15 protein-coding genes are annotated in these 18377 nt (G+C 42.5%); 4 read left to right on the top strand and 11 right to left on the bottom strand.

Annotated elements, in window-relative coordinates:
• Positions 1 to 36 precede the first annotated feature (36 nt).
• The 3 genes from Q0890_RS03345 (at position 37) to Q0890_RS03335 (ending at position 1743) form a co-directional block, all read left to right on the top strand.
• Positions 37 to 318, top strand: coding sequence for a succinate dehydrogenase assembly factor 2 (locus Q0890_RS03345; protein ID WP_299217594.1), 282 nt, complete (start codon positions 37 to 39; stop codon positions 316 to 318).
• A 17-nt stretch (positions 319 to 335) separates the two neighbouring features.
• Positions 336 to 809, top strand: coding sequence for a hypothetical protein (locus tag Q0890_RS03340; RefSeq protein WP_299217591.1), 474 nt, complete (start codon positions 336 to 338; stop codon positions 807 to 809).
• Between the two features lie 217 nt (positions 810 to 1026).
• The gene (locus tag Q0890_RS03335) at positions 1027 to 1743 is read left to right on the top strand and encodes a YidB family protein (protein WP_299217589.1); all 717 of its coding nucleotides are present in this window, start codon (positions 1027 to 1029) and stop codon (positions 1741 to 1743) included.
• Between the two features lie 125 nt (positions 1744 to 1868).
• Here Q0890_RS03335 and Q0890_RS03330 read toward each other — a convergent pair whose 3' ends face one another.
• The 3 genes from Q0890_RS03330 to trmB all read right to left on the bottom strand — a co-directional run bounded on the left by Q0890_RS03330 (position 1869) and on the right by trmB (position 5938).
• A complete protein-coding gene (locus tag Q0890_RS03330) occupies positions 1869 to 2963 on the bottom strand; it encodes a regulatory protein RecX (protein ID WP_299217587.1) in 1095 nt (364 codons plus the stop codon).
• 40 nt (positions 2964 to 3003) lie between these two features.
• On the bottom strand, positions 3004 to 4062 hold the full coding sequence (gene recA, locus Q0890_RS03325; RefSeq protein WP_299217584.1) for a recombinase RecA: 1059 nt from the start codon (positions 4060 to 4062) through the stop codon (positions 3004 to 3006).
• A 1054-nt stretch (positions 4063 to 5116) separates the two neighbouring features.
• Entirely contained in the window at positions 5117 to 5938 is an 822-nt protein-coding gene (gene trmB, locus Q0890_RS03320; RefSeq protein ID WP_299217582.1) for a tRNA (guanosine(46)-N7)-methyltransferase TrmB, read from the bottom strand.
• A 326-nt stretch (positions 5939 to 6264) separates the two neighbouring features.
• On the opposite strand from trmB, the gene Q0890_RS03315 reads away from it, so the two are divergent.
• On the top strand, positions 6265 to 7194 hold the full coding sequence (locus Q0890_RS03315; RefSeq protein ID WP_299217580.1) for a DUF2628 domain-containing protein: 930 nt from the start codon (positions 6265 to 6267) through the stop codon (positions 7192 to 7194).
• Positions 7195 to 7296: 102 nt separating this feature from the next.
• On the opposite strand, the gene Q0890_RS03310 is transcribed toward Q0890_RS03315, so the two are convergent.
• The 8 genes from Q0890_RS03310 to gmk form a co-directional block, all read right to left on the bottom strand.
• A complete protein-coding gene (locus Q0890_RS03310) occupies positions 7297 to 9186 on the bottom strand; it encodes a monovalent cation:proton antiporter-2 (CPA2) family protein (RefSeq protein ID WP_299217577.1) in 1890 nt (629 codons plus the stop codon).
• 62 nt (positions 9187 to 9248) lie between these two features.
• Positions 9249 to 9953, bottom strand: coding sequence for a hypothetical protein (locus tag Q0890_RS03305; protein ID WP_299217575.1), 705 nt, complete (start codon positions 9951 to 9953; stop codon positions 9249 to 9251).
• Positions 9954 to 10200: 247 nt separating this feature from the next.
• Positions 10201 to 11385: a cation diffusion facilitator family transporter gene (locus tag Q0890_RS03300; protein WP_299217573.1), complete on the bottom strand. Its 1185-nt coding sequence runs from the start codon at positions 11383 to 11385 to the stop codon at positions 10201 to 10203.
• 317 nt (positions 11386 to 11702) lie between these two features.
• Positions 11703 to 13976 carry a primosomal protein N' gene (locus tag Q0890_RS03295; protein ID WP_299217571.1) on the bottom strand — a complete coding sequence of 758 codons (2274 nt, stop codon included), beginning with the start codon at positions 13974 to 13976 and terminating at the stop codon, positions 11703 to 11705.
• Between the two features lie 174 nt (positions 13977 to 14150).
• On the bottom strand, positions 14151 to 14531 hold the full coding sequence (locus Q0890_RS03290; RefSeq protein ID WP_299217568.1) for a RidA family protein: 381 nt from the start codon (positions 14529 to 14531) through the stop codon (positions 14151 to 14153).
• 125 nt (positions 14532 to 14656) lie between these two features.
• Entirely contained in the window at positions 14657 to 16843 is a 2187-nt protein-coding gene (locus Q0890_RS03285) for an HD domain-containing protein (protein ID WP_299217567.1), read from the bottom strand.
• A 449-nt stretch (positions 16844 to 17292) separates the two neighbouring features.
• On the bottom strand, positions 17293 to 17553 hold the full coding sequence (gene rpoZ / locus Q0890_RS03280; RefSeq protein ID WP_299217564.1) for a DNA-directed RNA polymerase subunit omega: 261 nt from the start codon (positions 17551 to 17553) through the stop codon (positions 17293 to 17295).
• A gap of 170 nt (positions 17554 to 17723) precedes the next feature.
• Positions 17724 to 18353, bottom strand: coding sequence for a guanylate kinase (gmk, locus tag Q0890_RS03275; RefSeq protein ID WP_299217562.1), 630 nt, complete (start codon positions 18351 to 18353; stop codon positions 17724 to 17726).
• Between the last annotated feature and the right edge of the window lie 24 nt (positions 18354 to 18377).

Here is an 18377-nt window from a genome sequence, read left to right as displayed (position 1 = left end):
TTTTTATTTAGACTTATCTTCAATGAGATCAAAATTATGACAGTCAAAAGCCAGCCAGAGCCTACCAACGAACAGCGCCGGATTATTTATCAAGCACGCCGCGGCTTAAAAGAGTTGGATTTTTATATCGATCCGTATGTTAAAGAGCTTTACTTGACAGCAGATCCTGCTGAACAAGCAGCTTTTGCAAATATGCTTACTTATGAAGATCCTGATCTATTAGATTATTTTACCAATCAGGCGCGCCCAGATGATGAGGCAATATGGACGCTGGTCAAAAAAATTAAAACGTGGCGTCATGGGAAAGATTTGTCATAACGGACTGGTTTTAACCGATGTATGATTCTACTGCGGTTCAGTTGCCTACTCTACGTATCGATACTGCTATTAAATATGGCAGTCGACTTCGCACGTTAATGTATACAGGATTGTCAATCTCGATCGTTTTATTATCTTGGCTTGCCAAGCTGTCATGGTGGCAGTACGCTTTAATTTTGATAGTGAGTGCAGCAGTGATAAGTTATTTGGCTTTATCAAGGCCAATACTACTACATTTAAGTCAGCCTCCCTTACACAATCATCTAAATAAAGAGTGGCAGTTGCTTATGCGTACTGGTCGCGGCGATGAATTATGGCGAGCTGATCTCAACAATGTTCATCGTTATCAATGGCTATTAAATTTCCAATTTGTTACTACTGAACCTTTTATGCGCTCTTTGACCATTACTATCTATCGTGATCAAGTCAGCCTTGATCATTGGCAACAATTAAATATCTTAGCCACTATAGTAAATAAGAAGCACGATTAAGGTTAAGGTTCAAAAAACCTATATTGCTATATAATTTTATAAAGACTCTTCTTATTGGTCGTTGGGTGGCAACCTTACGAAGCACTACGTGTGATAACAAAATACCTATGCCGATGGTTAACACGGTTTGTTATATTGTCTAACAAGACTATCCATACTATAAATAGCTATGATGTCATGCATAACAATATGATTAAAATAAGGAGAGGGAAACATTATGAGTTTATTAGGAAATTTAATTACACAAGTTGCTCGCAGTGCAATGGATCCAGAAGATTCTAAACGTAATCCGGTCAATCAAAACATTAATCCGCGTCGTACAGGCGGTCTTGGCGATATTTTGGGTGGCGTATTAACAGGTAGTCGTAACCAAACACGTGAGTATAATCCGCAACAATATGACCGTCAGTCAGATAATGGTTTGGGTTTGGATGATATCTTAGGCGGCTTGACTGGTGGTGGTCAGCGCGGCGGTATCACTTCTGGTGCAGGTGGGCTGGGCGATATCCTAGGTGGTGTATTGGGCGGCCAGCGTACGAGAGGTGGCTTTGGTGGTAAAGGCATGTTAGTCGCCGCTCTTATGCCTATGGTGCTTAGTTGGATACAACGTAACGGTGGCCTTAGTGGTGCATTGTCTAAAGTTACTGGTATGGGCTATGACAAGCAAGCGCGCTCTTGGATGAGCAATCATGAGCTCAATGACAATTTAGACCCCAATGATGTTAGTCGCTTGTTTGACGAGAGCGAAATCCAGCAGGTTGCTGCGCATACTGGTGCTAATGATGTAGAAGTACGTCAAGGGTTGGCTGAATTATTACCAGAAGTGTTTAATCAGCTAACTCCGCACGGTAACCTAGACAATGAGTCAGAGGCCAATCAAGAAATCGATCAGATCGTCAGTCAGTTATCTAGTCGTCTTGGTATGTTGAAATAGGAAAGAAACCTCTCAGTTTCAGTCCCACATGTTTTAGTCTAAAAAAGAGTACATTTAATAATGTGCTCTTTTTTTTGACCGTTTTTGTTTCAAACAATAAGTAATAAGTTGACTACAAAAGCCAGTTAAAAGCGTTCATCTAGTGTTTCTGATGTATAGTTGAGCGCAGCAAAGCATACATCAGTTTTAAACCCTCGATACTGCAAAAACCGCAGCTGGCGCGCCTTGTCTTTTTGTTCAGTAGGGATATCGTTTCCATATTTTTTAGTACGTACCTCTACCGCAAGCTTTAGCCAGTCGACGCCTTCAACCAAGCTCTCTGCACTATCATCAACAAAGTCTCTAAATTCATCGGACTCTGTATTTGCCATATCAATAAGCTCATCTATATTGCTTGGCATCTCAACTTTTTTGCGATAAAACTCTTGCTTGATACGTCCGCGTCCACGACCTTTACGAATGCCTTCTCGAATCAGCATTAAGGTCGTACGATAATCACTTTGATAGCCTTTTTCCTCAAACTCATCAAGCAGCGCATCGATTTTGTCAGGATCCTGCTCTTTATCGAGCAGCTTTTGTCTTAATTCAGCTTTGCCATGCTCACGGCGCGACAAATAGTAAAATGCTAACCAACGTAAGCGGCTCTCAGCTTTGATGGCATCGATATCTGCTTGTCGCTGCTCAGGCGTGCGTAAGTAGGCTTTTAACGCAGATGGTAAGTTATCCGTTTGACTATCTACTTCGCTGTCTTCGTCATTATGATTAATTGTATCGTCACTACTGTAATTTACAGCTGACTTGGCTTCTATGTCAGACTTATCGTCTATATTGGTTTCATGAACATCACTTTTAACCTCTGCCAGTATCTCTTTAATACTTTGCGCTTTAGGCGGCTGATAGGTAGGTACTGTATTAGGTTCAAAATTAGCCGCTGGATGAAAACGCTTCTTACGCTTTTTGGATTTGGTTTTAGCAGTATGGCCATGAGAGGAGGGTAAGGGTTTGTTGTCAGATTCATTAAAACCATCAAACGTCTCATTGACTGATAAAGAAGGCTCAGGACCGAATTTTGCAAATTTGGACTTGACGATAGCGCTTTTATTTTTGGCAGGATTTTTAGACAGATATTTTTGAGTGGCTGTTTTTGACTTTGAGGCAGGTGTACTAACTGAATCGGCCTGCGATTCAGCTAGAATTTCAGCTAATGTTTTAATTTTCATAACTATTAATCAGCTAATCAATAAAGTATATATGCAATAACTATTGAACTGGCGCTGCGTCTGAGTTTTCGTCCACATCGTCTGCGTCTGATGCGTCGTTGTTGTCAACAGCACCAAGTTTTTCAGCACGTATCTTCGCTTCAATAGCTTGAGCAATTTCAGGGTTTTCTTTCAAAAAGACCACTGAATTGGCCTTACCTTGACCAATTTTTTCATCGCCATAGCTATACCATGCTCCAGCTTTGCCAACGGCACCGACTTCAACACCTAGGTCAATGACTTCAGCTAAATGATTGGTACCTTCACCATAGGTAATTTCAAACTCAGCCTGACGGAATGGAGGTGCCATTTTGTTCTTAATGACTTTGACACGCGTCTGGTTACCGATGATTTCATCTCCGTTCTTAACTGCACCAATACGGCGAATATCCATACGTACTGACGCATAAAACTTAAGAGCGTTACCGCCAGTGGTAGTCTCAGGGCTACCAAACATAACACCAATTTTCATACGAATTTGGTTAATAAATACCACCATACAGTTAGAACGCTTGGCATTACCGGTAATCTTACGTAAGGCCTGACTCATCAAACGTGCTTGCAAACCCATATGAGAATCGCCCATCTCGCCCTCAATCTCTGCACGCGGGGTCAAAGCAGCAACAGAGTCAACGACGATCATATCGACCGCTCCTGAGCGTACCAACATATCCGTAATCTCTAGCGCTTGCTCACCATTGTCAGGTTGAGAAACCAATAGATCATCTGTATTTACGCCAAGTCTGCGCGCATAGACAGGATCAAGAGCATGCTCTGCATCAATAAAAGCACAAGTACCACCTTGCTTTTGACACTCTGCAATTGCTTGCAGCGTCATAGTCGTTTTACCTGAGCTCTCTGGACCATAAATCTCAACAATACGTCCTTTAGGCAGGCCACCAATTCCAAGAGCGATATCCAAACCTAATGAGCCAGTTGATACAACATCTACATCAAGCGCTGCCGACTCATCGCCTAGATGCATGATAGTGTTTTTGCCAAATTGCTTTTCAATTTGACCTAGTGCCGCCTTGAGTGCTTTGGCTTTGTTGTCGTCCATAATGGAGTCCTTGTCATAAATTGTCATAAAAGAGTAATTAAAAATTCGAAGGTATAATGGTAAGTGCAGAAAATATCCTATTAGATCATCTGTCTTAACATATCTTTAAGATCGTAGTTGTCTAAATAAATGCAATATAAACATCTCGTTCCACTATACAGTAAATAATACGAGCAATAGAAGTAGAATAAAGTTTAGAGTAAAAGATTGATAGGTGTGTGAGTTGATGCAGTAATTATAACAAAATCTAGATGTAACATCATGATATGAAAGGTATCAAACGACAACAGCTGTCGTGTGAGATAGAGTGTAATTTAATTGTCTAAATGGGTAGAAAAACTTGTCATTATTATGATAAATTAGAATCATTAACAATGAATGATGTCAACAAAAATATTGAGTTGTCCACAGGAAACAATAGGCTTTAGAGTCGATTTTGTGAAACATCGATTGGTATTTAAAATTTTTTAAATTAATTTATAAAAAGTCAATTTTACTTTTATTGAGATGTAAGTCGTTGATTTATATATCTATTTAAATTGTATAAAAATTAACCAATTTTACCTAAGCCATTAGTTTATCAAGTCAAATACGTGTCAAGTAGTGACTTATCCACATACTTATCCACAGGGAATGGGGAAAACTCAGCAAACCCTTATGCTATCAATGTTTGCGCTAATACTAAAAATCGTCTAACCCTCCTAGTCCTTCTTTTCAAGAACAATATGGTTGAAAATTGCTTTAATTTTTCTGTTTTTGTGTCTATGTTTCACGTCGTTAAAGAACATAACATTTCTGACAAATACAGTCTTAATTTGTCAAAATACTAAAATAGTAAAAAATACTTTTATTAAAAATAATCGCTAGAAATAGCAAGGGTTTTTATCGTTATTTTTAGCATGAGAATGTGCTTAAGAGTCACGTAGAGAATAATGCGATGTTATCGCGAATAACTATACAATAAAGCTTAGCATTAGAATCAATCGAATCATCACAAAAAAGCGGCTAAGTTAATTAGCCGCTGTATATAAACCATCAAAGAAAGTATAAGAATCTAGTCCTTAATATATATTAAGTCCCATACACCGTGACCGCGCTCTAAGCCACGACGTTCAAACTTGGTCATTGGACGAAAGCTAGGACGCGTCGTAAAGTTACCCTTGCCAGCTTGATTGCTAAGCCCAGCGAAATTGTCTAGGACATCAACCATCCAAAACGCATAATGCTCCCAGTCAGTTGCGGTATGAAACCAGCCACCTTGCGTTAAACTACGAGTGACAATGGCCATGCGTTCAGGACTCACAAAACGGCGCTTATAATGGCGCTTTTTTTGCCATGGATCAGGGAAGTAAAGCTGGATACGATCAATGTGGTTTTCTGGAAGCTGCTTTAGTAGCTGAATGGCATCACCATTAATGATTTTAACATTGGTTAAATTCTGCGTACCGGCCATATAAGCGCACTTACCAATACCAGGCTCATGTACCTCAACGCCAACAAAGTTACGTGTAGGATCGGCCGCTGCCATCTCAATGAACGAATCACCCAGCCCAAAACCAATTTCTAGGGTAAGGGGCGCATCACTGCCATTGGGCTTGTCGCTAAATGATGAACGCAGATCGTTTATGCCTTCAAGGTTGCCATCACCGAAACTATTATTGACTAAATACTGAGTAAATTCTGGATCAGTTAGGGCCAGTTCAGCATTTTTATTCATATGAGTGCGGCGTTTCATAAAGGTATTGACGATACGTTTATGTTTGTTATCAGGCGCTTCAGTATCAGATGTCATAGACTCGTTGGTCTGTGTGTCGGTATTAGTTGATACATCGGTATCATGCTTGATGAGACTGTCATTGTGAGGATGTTCATTCATAGGAGCAGTAAAATTCGATTGGGTAGCGAGTATGAGCGTATTATAAGTTAAATACTCTTGTGTGTGAACGTGCAATATTTGAATGCTTAACTAACTTATTTATAGTTAAACCGTTATACATGTCTTTTTCAATTGTCTATCATCTGGTTTGAAGCATGTTATACAGGTTGTAATAGACGCTACATTATTTTGTTGACCTATACTAAAGTACATCGTATCTGCTTTTTTATTGTCATATAATAAAGAGCATTTATCGTCACATTGCTATTTAGCGATCTAAACACCAAGTAATCGTAAACTCTTAACAGTCAATAGAGCCTACTGCTATGTTATTTATTGAGACGGATTCGCCACCACCGTTTTATCAAGAACAGCTGAGCCCTCTCAAACGTAAACAGCTTGACCAATGGTTTATTGGTCATCGTACGCAAGGTTATTACCTTAAGCGTTTTGCACAGTTTGATCAGCAAGGATACCTATCACCTAAGTGGCATTGGGCGGCATTTTTTATCACTCTACCTTGGCTCTTGTATCGCAAACGTTACATGGATGCGCTTGTCTATAGTGTGGCTGGTTGGTCATTTATCCAACTTAATATCGTCATTGCGCTAGTCACGTTTGAGTTTGTAGCGATGCCTTATATTCCAGATGCCTATCAGATGGCAACACGTATTGGCATTGCTGGGATAATTTGGCTGTTTTGGTCATTTATGGTGGCGCGCTGGACCGATGCTTATTATTACCGGATGGCGCGACGTGAGATTGCTGATGCTATCAATGACCATCCGCGCGATGAAGCCGCACAGCAAGCACATCTACGCCGTGAGGGCGGGGTAAGCTTATTTGGTTTAGGATTGGGCTTTGGGTTCTTTGCTTTTGCGCTCATGGTGATCAATGTGCAGTTTTTACCGATCATCGCCAAGCAAAAAGAAAACGAGGTGTTGTTTGATGCGTATGACATCACGAAAAATGCACAAAATCGAGTCGCGCTAATTTATCAGCAAACAGGAGTATGCCCGACTAATTTGCCGCTTAGTACCGATGCTCAGCAAGTACGTATGCAGGTTACTACGCAAGTGGACGGTCTACCTGCGACTGACTGCGCAGTCGTGGCGACCGTTCAAAACATCAAGTTTCCTATACGCTATCTAAATGATCAAACGCTAGTATTTCACCACAATCCAGATACTGATAGCTGGAGCTGTATAAGCTCACTTAACGAAAAACAGGCTCCTAAGCGCTGTATAACCAATTAAAAATGAACATGCACACATTAGGACTATTGATAGCTAAGATTGTATAAAGCTGAACGTAATATAACGATAATATGCCGACCCTAGATAAGTTTGCAACAACCGCTAGGCTTTGGGGTCAGTAGCAACATTGTTTGAGGCATCGTCAACTGGAGTTGCTTGGTTCTTAAGTACTTCATAAAAATCCCCTAAGTCCATCTTGCGCGCTTTACCAATATCTTCGTCAAACAAGCTTTCAAGCTCTGCCATTGCAGATTGTGCTGATTCAATCATCCTTGCTTCATCATCATAGATAGCTTGCTGACGTTCAATTAAATCATCGTCATAGTCGCGGAAAGTCTGAATCGTATCGCGGGCTTTTTCAGGTGATATACCAAGCAGCTGTAGGGACTCGCGTGACATATCTAACGAGGACAAATAGGTCTCACGCCAGATATGACGGACGCCAACCTCACGTAAACGATAATAATGCTGACGGTCACGGGCGCGCGCCAATACAACCAAATCAGGATAGTTTTTGCGCAGATATTCAGCGGTAGTAATAGAGCGCTCTAAATCATCAACAGCGATAATAAAAATACGGGCTTTACTGATACCAGCCGCCCGCAAAATCTCAGGGTTTTTTGGGTCGCCATAATAGACTTGGTTACCAAATTTACGTACAAAATCCACTCGGTTTGCCGAGCGTTCAATGGCCGTAAATTCGATATTATGCATACGCAGCACACGGCCGATAATCTGTCCGACGCGTCCAAAACCTGCAATAATGACAGGATGCTCATGATCGGGAATGGTGTCGTGCTCGCGACTAGGCTTACTTTTAGCAAATAAAGGCTCACCGATTTTGTCTAATAATAAGAAAGCAAGCGGGGTGAGTGCCATAGAAATGGTCACGATTAAATTTAGCGTGTTCTCCATTTCAGGCGCTAATACGTTTTGGGTTGCTGCGACGTTGAATAATACGAACGCAAATTCACCGCCTTGAGCTAAGGTCACGCCAAGTCGGATACTGGTCGGCCAGCGATTGCCTAGTACCTTTGCAATAGTGGTAATTACAGCGAATTTGATGAACATTAACGCCACGGCACAACTTATGATAAATACAGGATGTGCCATGATGAGCTTAATATCAGTCAGCATGCCTACTGACATAAAAAATAGACCAAGCAGTAAACCTTTAAAGGGCTCAATACTGGCTTCTAGCTCATGACGATATTCAGAATCTGCTAAGAGTACACCAGTCAAAAACGCTCCCAACGCCATCGATAGGCCAATTTGTCCCATCAAGATAGACACGCCCATAACGATAAACAAGGCAACAGCAGTCAGTAGCTCTGATGCACCGCTAGATGCGACAAATTTAAAAAATGGTCGGATAACATAACGACTGGCAAGGATGAGACCAGCAAAAACGGCAAAAACCTTGCCAAAGTAAATCAGATCGTAGCTTTGTTCGCGCACCCCTGATAAAAACGGAATCACTGCTAATAACGGAATCACGGCAATATCTTGGAATAACAAAATGGTAAATGCTTCGCGACCATGGGTACTTGAGAGCTGCTGTTTTTCAGTGAGTATCTGTAGTACGAAGGCAGTGGAAGAAAGGGCTAAGCCGAAGCCGACAATAAATGCCGTATCCAATCGTAGAGAGAAAAAGTGATACAGGATTACCATCAGTAGCGTGCCAGTAAGCCCAACTTGCAAGCCGCCAAGGACAAATATAGAACGCCGCAGTGCCCACAGACGCGATGGTTGCAGCTCAAGACCGATGATAAACAGCAGCATGACCACGCCAAACTCAGAAAAGTGTAGCAAGCTTTCAGCATCACCTGCCACATCTAGCGCGCTTGGACCTAATATTAATCCCGTAATCAGATAACCAAGAACAGTGGCTATACCGAAGCGTTTACCGAGAGGGACAAAAAGCAGCGCTGCACCCAAAAATATGGTGGCTTGTAGCATCAGGTTTGGTGAGCCGGCAGCGGCAGCGAACATATAGCATCCTTAGCAATCAATTTAAAAACACAATCAATGACAGAGTAAATAAAACAATACAGTTATTTTTTGCGATAAATTTTCCAAACGCCATTGTCTGCTAATGGATTGTTATAAGCATCGTTACGACGCTTACGCGGCGTCTGTCTGCTATCAATCATTTTAAACTCAGGCAAAGCATGAACGATAAGCCCCGTACGATAGAAGCGTACACGCTCAGGCTCTAACATCTCACCTTTTCTGTCACGACAAAATACATACGCACGCAGATCAATAAACTCACGGTGAGCGACTAAACGCGCCTCGTCATCGTTATCAAATACTGCTGCCATACGCGCAATATCCTCAGCACTATAATCGCCGCATTTATCAGTCAGTGCGCCGACCGAACCAAAGCTTTTGGATTCCTTGGCATGGGTTTTGGTGAGATGTAGGCGTTGAACATGATAGATAAACTGGGGAATCTCAAGGCTGGCTGGCAGTGGTAGATAGTCGGGTGGTAGGTTGGCTGCAGGATAAAACGCCATCGCACGCTCAAGCAAAGTTTGCCAACGCTGCTGGTATGCTTGGACTTCTGCTAAGTTGCCTTCATAGATGGGCATGTCGCGGATTTGACGTAAAATGTCAGGTGGAAACTGCTCATCACGAAATTTAGCAATGTCTTCTTGCAGCGTTGATAGCAAAACCTTGGCGTGTTTTTTGCCATCTTTTGACGTAGGGTTGTCAATATAGTCTGGGGCGACAAAGGGCGCCGAGCGTCTAGACATAGGATTATATCGTCAATAAGTAGGTTAAAAAAATACTAATAAGTCTGCTTACCAAAGTCAATCGGTATGATAAATAGAGGATTTATATCGTTATTATAACCATATAACCCCCTTTAAAGCTTATTTTTTTAAATCGTACAACTAAGGTTTTGAGAAAGACTACCGAATTAATCTGAACATGAGTAATAAACGAAGAAGTTCTTTATTATTGAATGAAATAAATCACGGCAATGCTCAAGACTTATTGTTAATGACTATGCCCAATATGACTATTACTATCTATAGGACGTTCTGAGACATCACAAACCAGCGCATCACTATGGGTTTTGGTCTGCGGGTGCGATAAGCTTTCAACCTGAATGGTAGCATGATGTATACCAATCGCTAACAAACTTTGTTCAAGACTGGCAATCAATACGCTGGCATCCGAGATTTTCATATCTCCATCGACCATCACATGGCAAGATAGCGCATTTAGCCCGCTGGTAATGCTCCAGACATGTAGGTCATGGACTTGTTTTACTTGTGGATGGGCAAGCAGTTTGTCTTCAACATCGACCAGTGAGATGCCTTTTGGTGTGCCTTCCATCAAGATATGTACCGAATCACGTACGACGCGGTAGCCACTCACTAAGATAAGTATGGCGACAATGACAGACGCTGCTGCATCCGCCCAAACCCAACCAAATCCCATCATTAATAGCGCGGCAACAATAGCAGCAACGGATCCCATTAAATCACTTAGTACATGCAAGTAAGCACTTTGCATGTTGAGATTAACAGGCTCTTTTGTGTCAGAGCTTCCGACTTTTACCCTGTCTTTATTTGCTTTATCTTTATTTGATCCATGACTGTGCGCGTGCCCATCGCCACCGCTACTACCACGATGCATCAGCCAAGCAACTAAGATATTGACTAGCATACCGATGGTCGCGACGATCAGCATACCTTGGGTAGCAATCTCTGGCGGCGAGTTAAAGCGTTTGATCGCTTCATAAAAAATCATCAAGGCGATAATTACCAGCGTCGCACCATTAACTGTGGCTACGATAATCTCAAAGCGTTTATACCCAAAGGTCTTTTGATGCGTGGCTGTTTTTTCGCCGATTTTAAATGCCATCAAGGTCGCACCAAGGGCGATGGCATCGCTTAGCATGTGTCCTGCATCAGAGAGTAGCGCCAAACTTCCGGTCAGTAAACCACCAATTGCTTCGATAAACATGTAACCAGTAATAATGATAAAGCTAATAAGTAACGTGCGCTGATAGCCTTTGGTGTCTCGTGGTGCGGTGGTCTGCTCTAAATGTTCATCATGATCATGGGTATCTTGATTGTCAGGAGTATAGTTACTATCGTCCTTGTTATACACATCAATATGCTCACTTGAAGGCAAGTGCTTTTTTTGCTTATGATTGGGATTTTCTTGACTCATAACGATACTCAAACTTATTAAAATTTATAACAAATAACTCTGATGACTGATAATAAATCTAACATAGTCGGGTATTAGAAGCTGTAACGACGAGGTAAAAATGAAGCCAGTAAGTTATAGTCGATTCACTGTAAAAATAACATAGTGCTACTGGTATAAATTTTCCTTGCGTGCTGTTATCACAGAGGCTGAGCAAAATTCATTCCAGTAGCGCTCTTCAATTTATAACCATCTATAATCATGTTATTTTGAATTGACTATACGTTTAGTAGCCTAAGAATAATAAGAGTAAACTGTGATAAGTTTGAGGTGTCAGCCTACCAGCCAATAGGATCAATATCTAAAGTCAGCTTTAGGTATTTAGCGCTGGGTAGCGCCAGTACTGGTTGCCACCAGTGACTCAATACATGGTGGAGCTGCTGGCGCTCTTTGGCGAGCAGGAGTAGCTGCGCATGGTAGCGGCTGTTTTTTTTACTCATAGGTGCATCGATGGGACCTAGTACTGCCAAATTGTGGTTACTAGGCAAAATAGCGATGGCATCTTTAAGTGCTTGCCTGGTGCTGACGAGAGTTTTTCCTTCGCAGCGAATCAACGCAGCATGAGTATAAGGCGGCAATCCCATCATTTTGCGCTCTTGCAATAGCTCACGCGCAAATGATAAATAACCGTCTTTTACCAGTTTTAATAGCAAATCGTTGTCTGGTTGCAATGTTTGAATCAGCACGCGTCCTGCTTTATTGCCACGTCCTGACCGTCCTGCTACCTGAATCATTAGCTGCGCTGTATGCTCAGGCGAGCGAAAGTCTGCAGACAAAAAGCCGCGATCGGCATTGGGTAAGCATACAAGAGTGACGTTTGGAAAATGATGACCTTTGGCGACCATTTGCGTGCCAACCAATATGGCAGGATTGCCTTGATTAATACGCTGATAAATATTTTCCCAGCTGTCTTTGCGCCGTGTGGTATCACGATCGATTTGAATAATAGGATACAGCTCTTTGCTGGTTTGCGGATTGGCAAAAATCGCGTGCAAATTTTCGCTTAGCCTTGTCGTACCTATACCTTTGGCATCTAAGTTTTGACTGCCACAATCAGGGCAAACGGTTGGAATATAAGCTTGCCAGTCACAGTGGTGGCACTTTAGATATGAGCTATATTGTGACTGACTATTATAATGAACGGTCAGATGGGCATCGCAGCGCGGACAATCTGCTTGCCAGCCACAAGCTTCGCATAATAAGACAGGTGCATAGCCGCGCCGGTTTAGGAACACCAATACTTGATCGCCAGCCTCTAGTGTTTGCCGTATTGCCCCAATCATGGCGTCTGTCAGTCCTGTATCGTAGCGTGCGCCATCGTCCGTCGTCTGCTGATGGGTACTTTGCAAGCGCGCATCAATAAGCTGCATGGGCGCAGGTTTGGCATTACCTGGCCGTGTCCGTAACTGGTACTCTACCAGTTTGCCATCATCGACCAGTTTTAGATGTTCAAGAGAAGGAGTGGCGGTACCAAGGATGACTGGAATATTATATTGCACACCGCGGTAGAGCGCGACGTCAGCGGCATGATAGCGCAAGGTATCTTGTTGTTTATACGAGCCATCATGCGCCTCGTCAACGACGATCAGCCCCAAGTTAGCAAAGGGGTAGAGCACTGCTGAGCGCGTACCAATGATGATTTGGGCGTGTCCTGTGCGGCAGTCTTGCCAGCCTTGCAGACGGTGGGTATTGTTCATACCAGAATGCAACAACACAATATGAGCGGCAAAGCGACTGGCAAAACGAGCACGCGTCTGCGGTGTCAAGCCAATCTCTGGCACCAAAATCAAAACTTGCTTGCCAGCTTCAAGTACCGCTTGCATCGCTTGCAAGTAAACTTCAGTCTTACCACTGCCAGTAATGCCGTTTAACAAAAAACCTGTGTAGCGCTGAGCTTGATGAGTAGCGATGATAGCGCTAACCGCCTGCTGCTGTTCTTCATTTAGATCAAGGGGCATTTTCGCTAACGTGACAGGAGACGGTGCTTGTTTTGGCTCAATATAGCGCTCAATCAGACCTTTTTCTTCTAACGTCTTTAAAAAGGCGCGCTCCATACCTTCTAATAACAGTACATCTTCACTAGCACCGCGCGCACCATGTAGCTTGAGCATATCAAACTGCTGCTTTTGTTTTTTTGCATTGGCATGAAAGTCATCGTCGCTTACATGCGGCAAAATCCGCCAGTGCGTAATCAGTAAGTCCAGCGGCTTACCTTGGCGCACTAGACTTGGCAAGATAACGGCTAGAACATCACCGAGCGGATAGTGGTAATAACGCGCAAGCCAATAGGCAAGCTTTAACATACTGGCATTTAAAATAGGCTCAGCATCTAAGCATTTATTAATAGGTTTAAGCTTACCGCTAGGTACATTGCTATCGGCTCTAGCGATATGAGCAATTACAATACCGATTAGGGTTTGACGACCGAATGATACTTCGACACGGCTACCAATCTGAGGCAAAGAGACGTTTGATAAGATGTTGTTATCAGTTGATACGCTATAGTCAAATACCCGATAAAGAGGCACGGGTAGAGCAACTTGTACCAACATAACATGCACCCCTAGCTTTTTGATATGTAGCTTTTAGCTATTTAGATTATTGCATTAAAAAGAGAGATAACAATAAGCCCAAATAAACATATTTGGGCTTACTCTATAGTTATCTTTTAAAAAGTATATTTTTTGATTGAATCATTTGAGAGTCAAGTAAAACAATATAGCAGTTTATTCAATATATAAAATGGCTTCAATCTCAACGACGCCACCCTTTGGTAGCGCAGCAACCTGTACGGCAGCACGAGCTGGGTACGGCTCGCTTAAGTTTTCGACAAAGACCTCATTTAAAACAGCAAAGTCACTTAAGTCAGTCAAGGATACGTTAAACTTCACCACATCGCTTAAGCTACCACCAGCAGCTTCACAAACGGCCTTTAGGTTAGCAAATACTTGCTTGGCTTGCGCTTCAAATCCGTCACGTAATTCCATCGTTTCAGGGTCAAAACCAAGCTGGCCTGAGATATATACGGTATTACCGACCTTTACGGCTTGTGAATAGGTACCAACGGCTGCTGGTGCTTTATCAGTTTGGATGGTTTGACGGCTCATATTATATCCTTGGCTTATTTTTACAGGTTTAGTTTGCAAGACTTTTTGCTAAAAGTTAGCAGGAGAGTCTAGCACTATTTTGAATTTTTTTAAATTCATACAAAGAGTAATGTGCGCTTGTACGCTTATAGCTGATATAGGCGTACGATATTGGGGAAGCCTAATGAAGAGCGCAGTTCACGAATACCTTGCGCCAAATGATCACGGCTACGGACAATAACGTGAACAATGGTGTCGCTGCTACGTACATCGACTGTCTCGACGCCGATATTAAGCTGACGCAAGTGGTAGATAACTTCACTGATTTGTTCATCGCTAAGGGCAATCGACAGTTTTAGGTAAGCTGGGAAACGAATTTTTCCATTTTGCTCATCTTCTTCACTTTGTTTGATCGCTTTATCACTACGCCAGCGTAACTGTATGACCTGATAAGGATTGTCTTTACGGATATCATCAAGCGAGAAGCACTTATGACGATGAACAACCAAGCCATGACGTGAGAGATGACCAACGATAGGGTCGCCATAGATAGGATGACAACAATTGGCAAAATCAATCTCAACACCGGTGGCATTTGCAATCAGTTGCTGCGGTTGTACCATGCCATTGTGGGGTCGTTGAGCCTGTAAATTGCTGACTTCATCACTGAACAAACGTGACACTACAAGCTGTGGTAGCAAGGTGCCAGAGCTTATTTGTTCAAAAAGCGCGCTTTTCTCTGGTAAGCCGCGCCATTCGATAAGATTTTGCCAGTCATTATCCGTCAAGTCGTCGAGGTTCTTTTGGTAGGTCTTTAGTGCGCGATCCAAAGCTTGCTGACCATGATGCTGTTTATCAGCCGCTGATAAGTCTTTAAACCACCGTAAAATCTCTTCACGGGCTTTGTTGGTCACGACAAACCCAAGCCATTCAGCTTTTGGCTCTGAGTGACTATTGACTTCGATTTCGACCAACTGGCCGTTTTTGACGACCGTACCCAGCTTGGCTTTTTTACCCTCAATATTGGCCCCAACCGCTACGTTACCGACCATAGGCCCGACAGCGTAAGCAAAGTCTAGCGCTGTTGCCCCTTGCGGTAGCTCGTAAGCACGTCCCTGCGGACTATAACAGATGATTTTGCTAGAATGCAGATAGTCCATCAGCTCGTTAATGGTAGAAACGGCCGCGGTGAAGTCAGGGCTGTTCTCATCTAAAGTGTCCTCATCAACCAAGTCTTTCATGTTGCGTAATGAAGCTTGAATGACGGATTGACTCACGTCAGACGCATGTTCTGCACCGATAACCCCAAGCCTGGCTGCATTTTGCATCTGTTTGGTCAAGATAGTGACTTTCACAAAATCGTTATCACGTTCATAAATCAGGGTGAGCGACTGATTGCCACCGGGTAGAGGTCTGCGAATATTGTCTTCAATATGTGAGTCATCGATTTGATACTTTTTAATCAAATAATATGCCAGCTTGTCACAAGCTTCAATATTATCCAGCACAATCTCAAATGCATAATGGCGAAGTAGGGCATTGATTTCACCGCGATTACGGAAGAACTGTCGATATATAGCCACGCGATTATCTAACACCTTTACGTGACCACCAAGCCCTAAGTTATTAAGAACTATGGTCAGATAACGATGAATAGCTTCTCTTTGAAAATTACGTCCAAGACCATGCTGCAACAGTTTGTCAGATAACTTGTTATACATATCAGAGTTAAGATTGCGATAACACAAGACTTCAATGTAATCAGCAATGTCATTGAGACCCATCAAGCGTGCAAACGGCACATAAAAATCCAAGGTTTCTTGGGCAGTAGCGCGCTGCTTTTCAGGACGAACCGCATCAAGCGTTGACATATTGTGCAGACGATCGGCAAGCTTAATGATTAGCACACGTGGATCATTTAAAGTTGCAGTAAGGATTTTGTGAAAAGTAGCCGCTTTGTTTTGCTGCTTGTTGTGAGTAGAGGATTTGAGCTTGGTGACGCCATCAACCAGTCTTGCGACAACCTTGCCATAGCGCTGTTCAATCTGCTCATCACTAACCTCTGTATCTTCGACCGTATCATGCAAAATAGCTGCAATAATAGTATCTCGATCTAGCCGAAATCCAGCCAATATCTCAGCGACCGCTATAGGATGAGTGATATAAGGCTCACCTGATTTGCGCCGGTCTTTTATGTGCGCAACATCACCAAAAGCACAAGCATCTATAATGTCGCGACGCTCAGCTGCACATAAATACCCAACCGAACGCAGTAAGTTATACTGAGCTTCATCAACCAGATGGTGACTGAGTTTGGGTAAGGTTTGGCTCATAGAGTGGCGATCCTATTGTTCGTGACATGACTGGGAATTATTACTCAACCAGTTTTTATACATCTGATGGCTTAATGCTAATTATATATGGATGTGGGTTGTACGGTTGCCGCCATGAAAATTATGCTTGTAAAGAAGATAGCTCAGCTGCAAAGTCTTTCTATTTTCATTACTGCGACGCCATCCTCTAATTAATCGTAAATTGCGTTGAATGTCAACTACTAAGCGCATAGACACTTTAAATATCTTAAAACTACAATCATTAATATAAGCTGTCCGTGAACATAAATGATTAACAATCGTTTAGAAAAATACAGCAGATATAAACGGCAAAAACCACAGCATGACACTGTGGTTTTTATTACTGCAGTCTATGCTGTAGTGTTTTTGTCTGAGCTGTCATATAGAATATATGGCGACCGCTCAAACAAAAACAAGACTATATCAGGCTAGAAGCTATGATCGCCTGATAAGGCTAAATCTAGTGAGCTTGTGGCAAAGTTGTGCTCTGGCTGATTTAGGATATCGCGAGTAATCTTGCCAATGGCAATTTCACGCAATGCCAATACAGTCGGTTTGTCGTTATCGACTTCTACTAACGGCTCGGCAATACCTTTTGCAAGCTGACGAGCGCGTTTGCTGGCAACCAATACCAATTCAAAGCGATTATCAACATTCTCTAAGCAATCTTCAATCGTTACTCGTGCCATAAATAGCTACCTCGGTTGTTTTTATCAGTAACGAGTATAGCTCGCCACTTAATAAAAATAGTATCAAAAATATAAGGGTCAATAACTGACTATTATAGCATTTATTTACTCAAACGCGCAGTTGCTTTTTATACCTTATATTCTAAATACCACAGCATGAATCAATCGACTTATGATTGGTCAGCTGGGTCTGACAATAGGTTTGTAATGACGCGGCTATAGCGCTGCTGTTGACGTCTTAGCGTTTGTCTATCTGCTACGATGATGGATTTTAGCTCTGTTAACGCCACCTCAAAGTTGTCGTTAATCACCACATAGTCGGCATGTACGTATTGCGACATCTCGTTCACTGAGCCTGCTAAGCGCTGTTCAATGACGTCGGTGCTGTCTGTCGCACGTGTCGATAGACGCTGACGCAATGTCGCCACACTTGGCGGTAAGATAAATACCATGATTGCTTCAGCAAATATCTTTTTGACTTGCAGCGCCCCTTGCCAATCAATCTCTAAAATAACATCAACGCCTGCTTGTAGTTGCGTACGTACGCTTTGCTCTGAGGTACCATAATAGTTGCCAAAGACTTCTGCATGCTCTAAAAACTGACCTTCAGCGATGGCTTTAGTAAAAACATCGACACTAGTAAAGTGATAATGATGACCGTCAATCTCCCCAGGTCGCGGCTGACGGGTAGTATGAGAGACACTGACAGTCAGATCGTTGGTGGTAGCAAGTAACTGTTTGACCAGTGAGGTCTTGCCAGTACCAGAGGCTGCAGTAATAATAAACAATGAACCTGTCATACAGTGTGTCCTAGTAATAAATGA

The sequence above is a fragment of the uncultured Psychrobacter sp. genome (assembly GCF_947488565.1).
Classification (GTDB): domain Bacteria; phylum Pseudomonadota; class Gammaproteobacteria; order Pseudomonadales; family Moraxellaceae; genus Psychrobacter; species Psychrobacter saeujeotis.
This window is presented reverse-complemented; position numbering and strand designations above follow the sequence as displayed.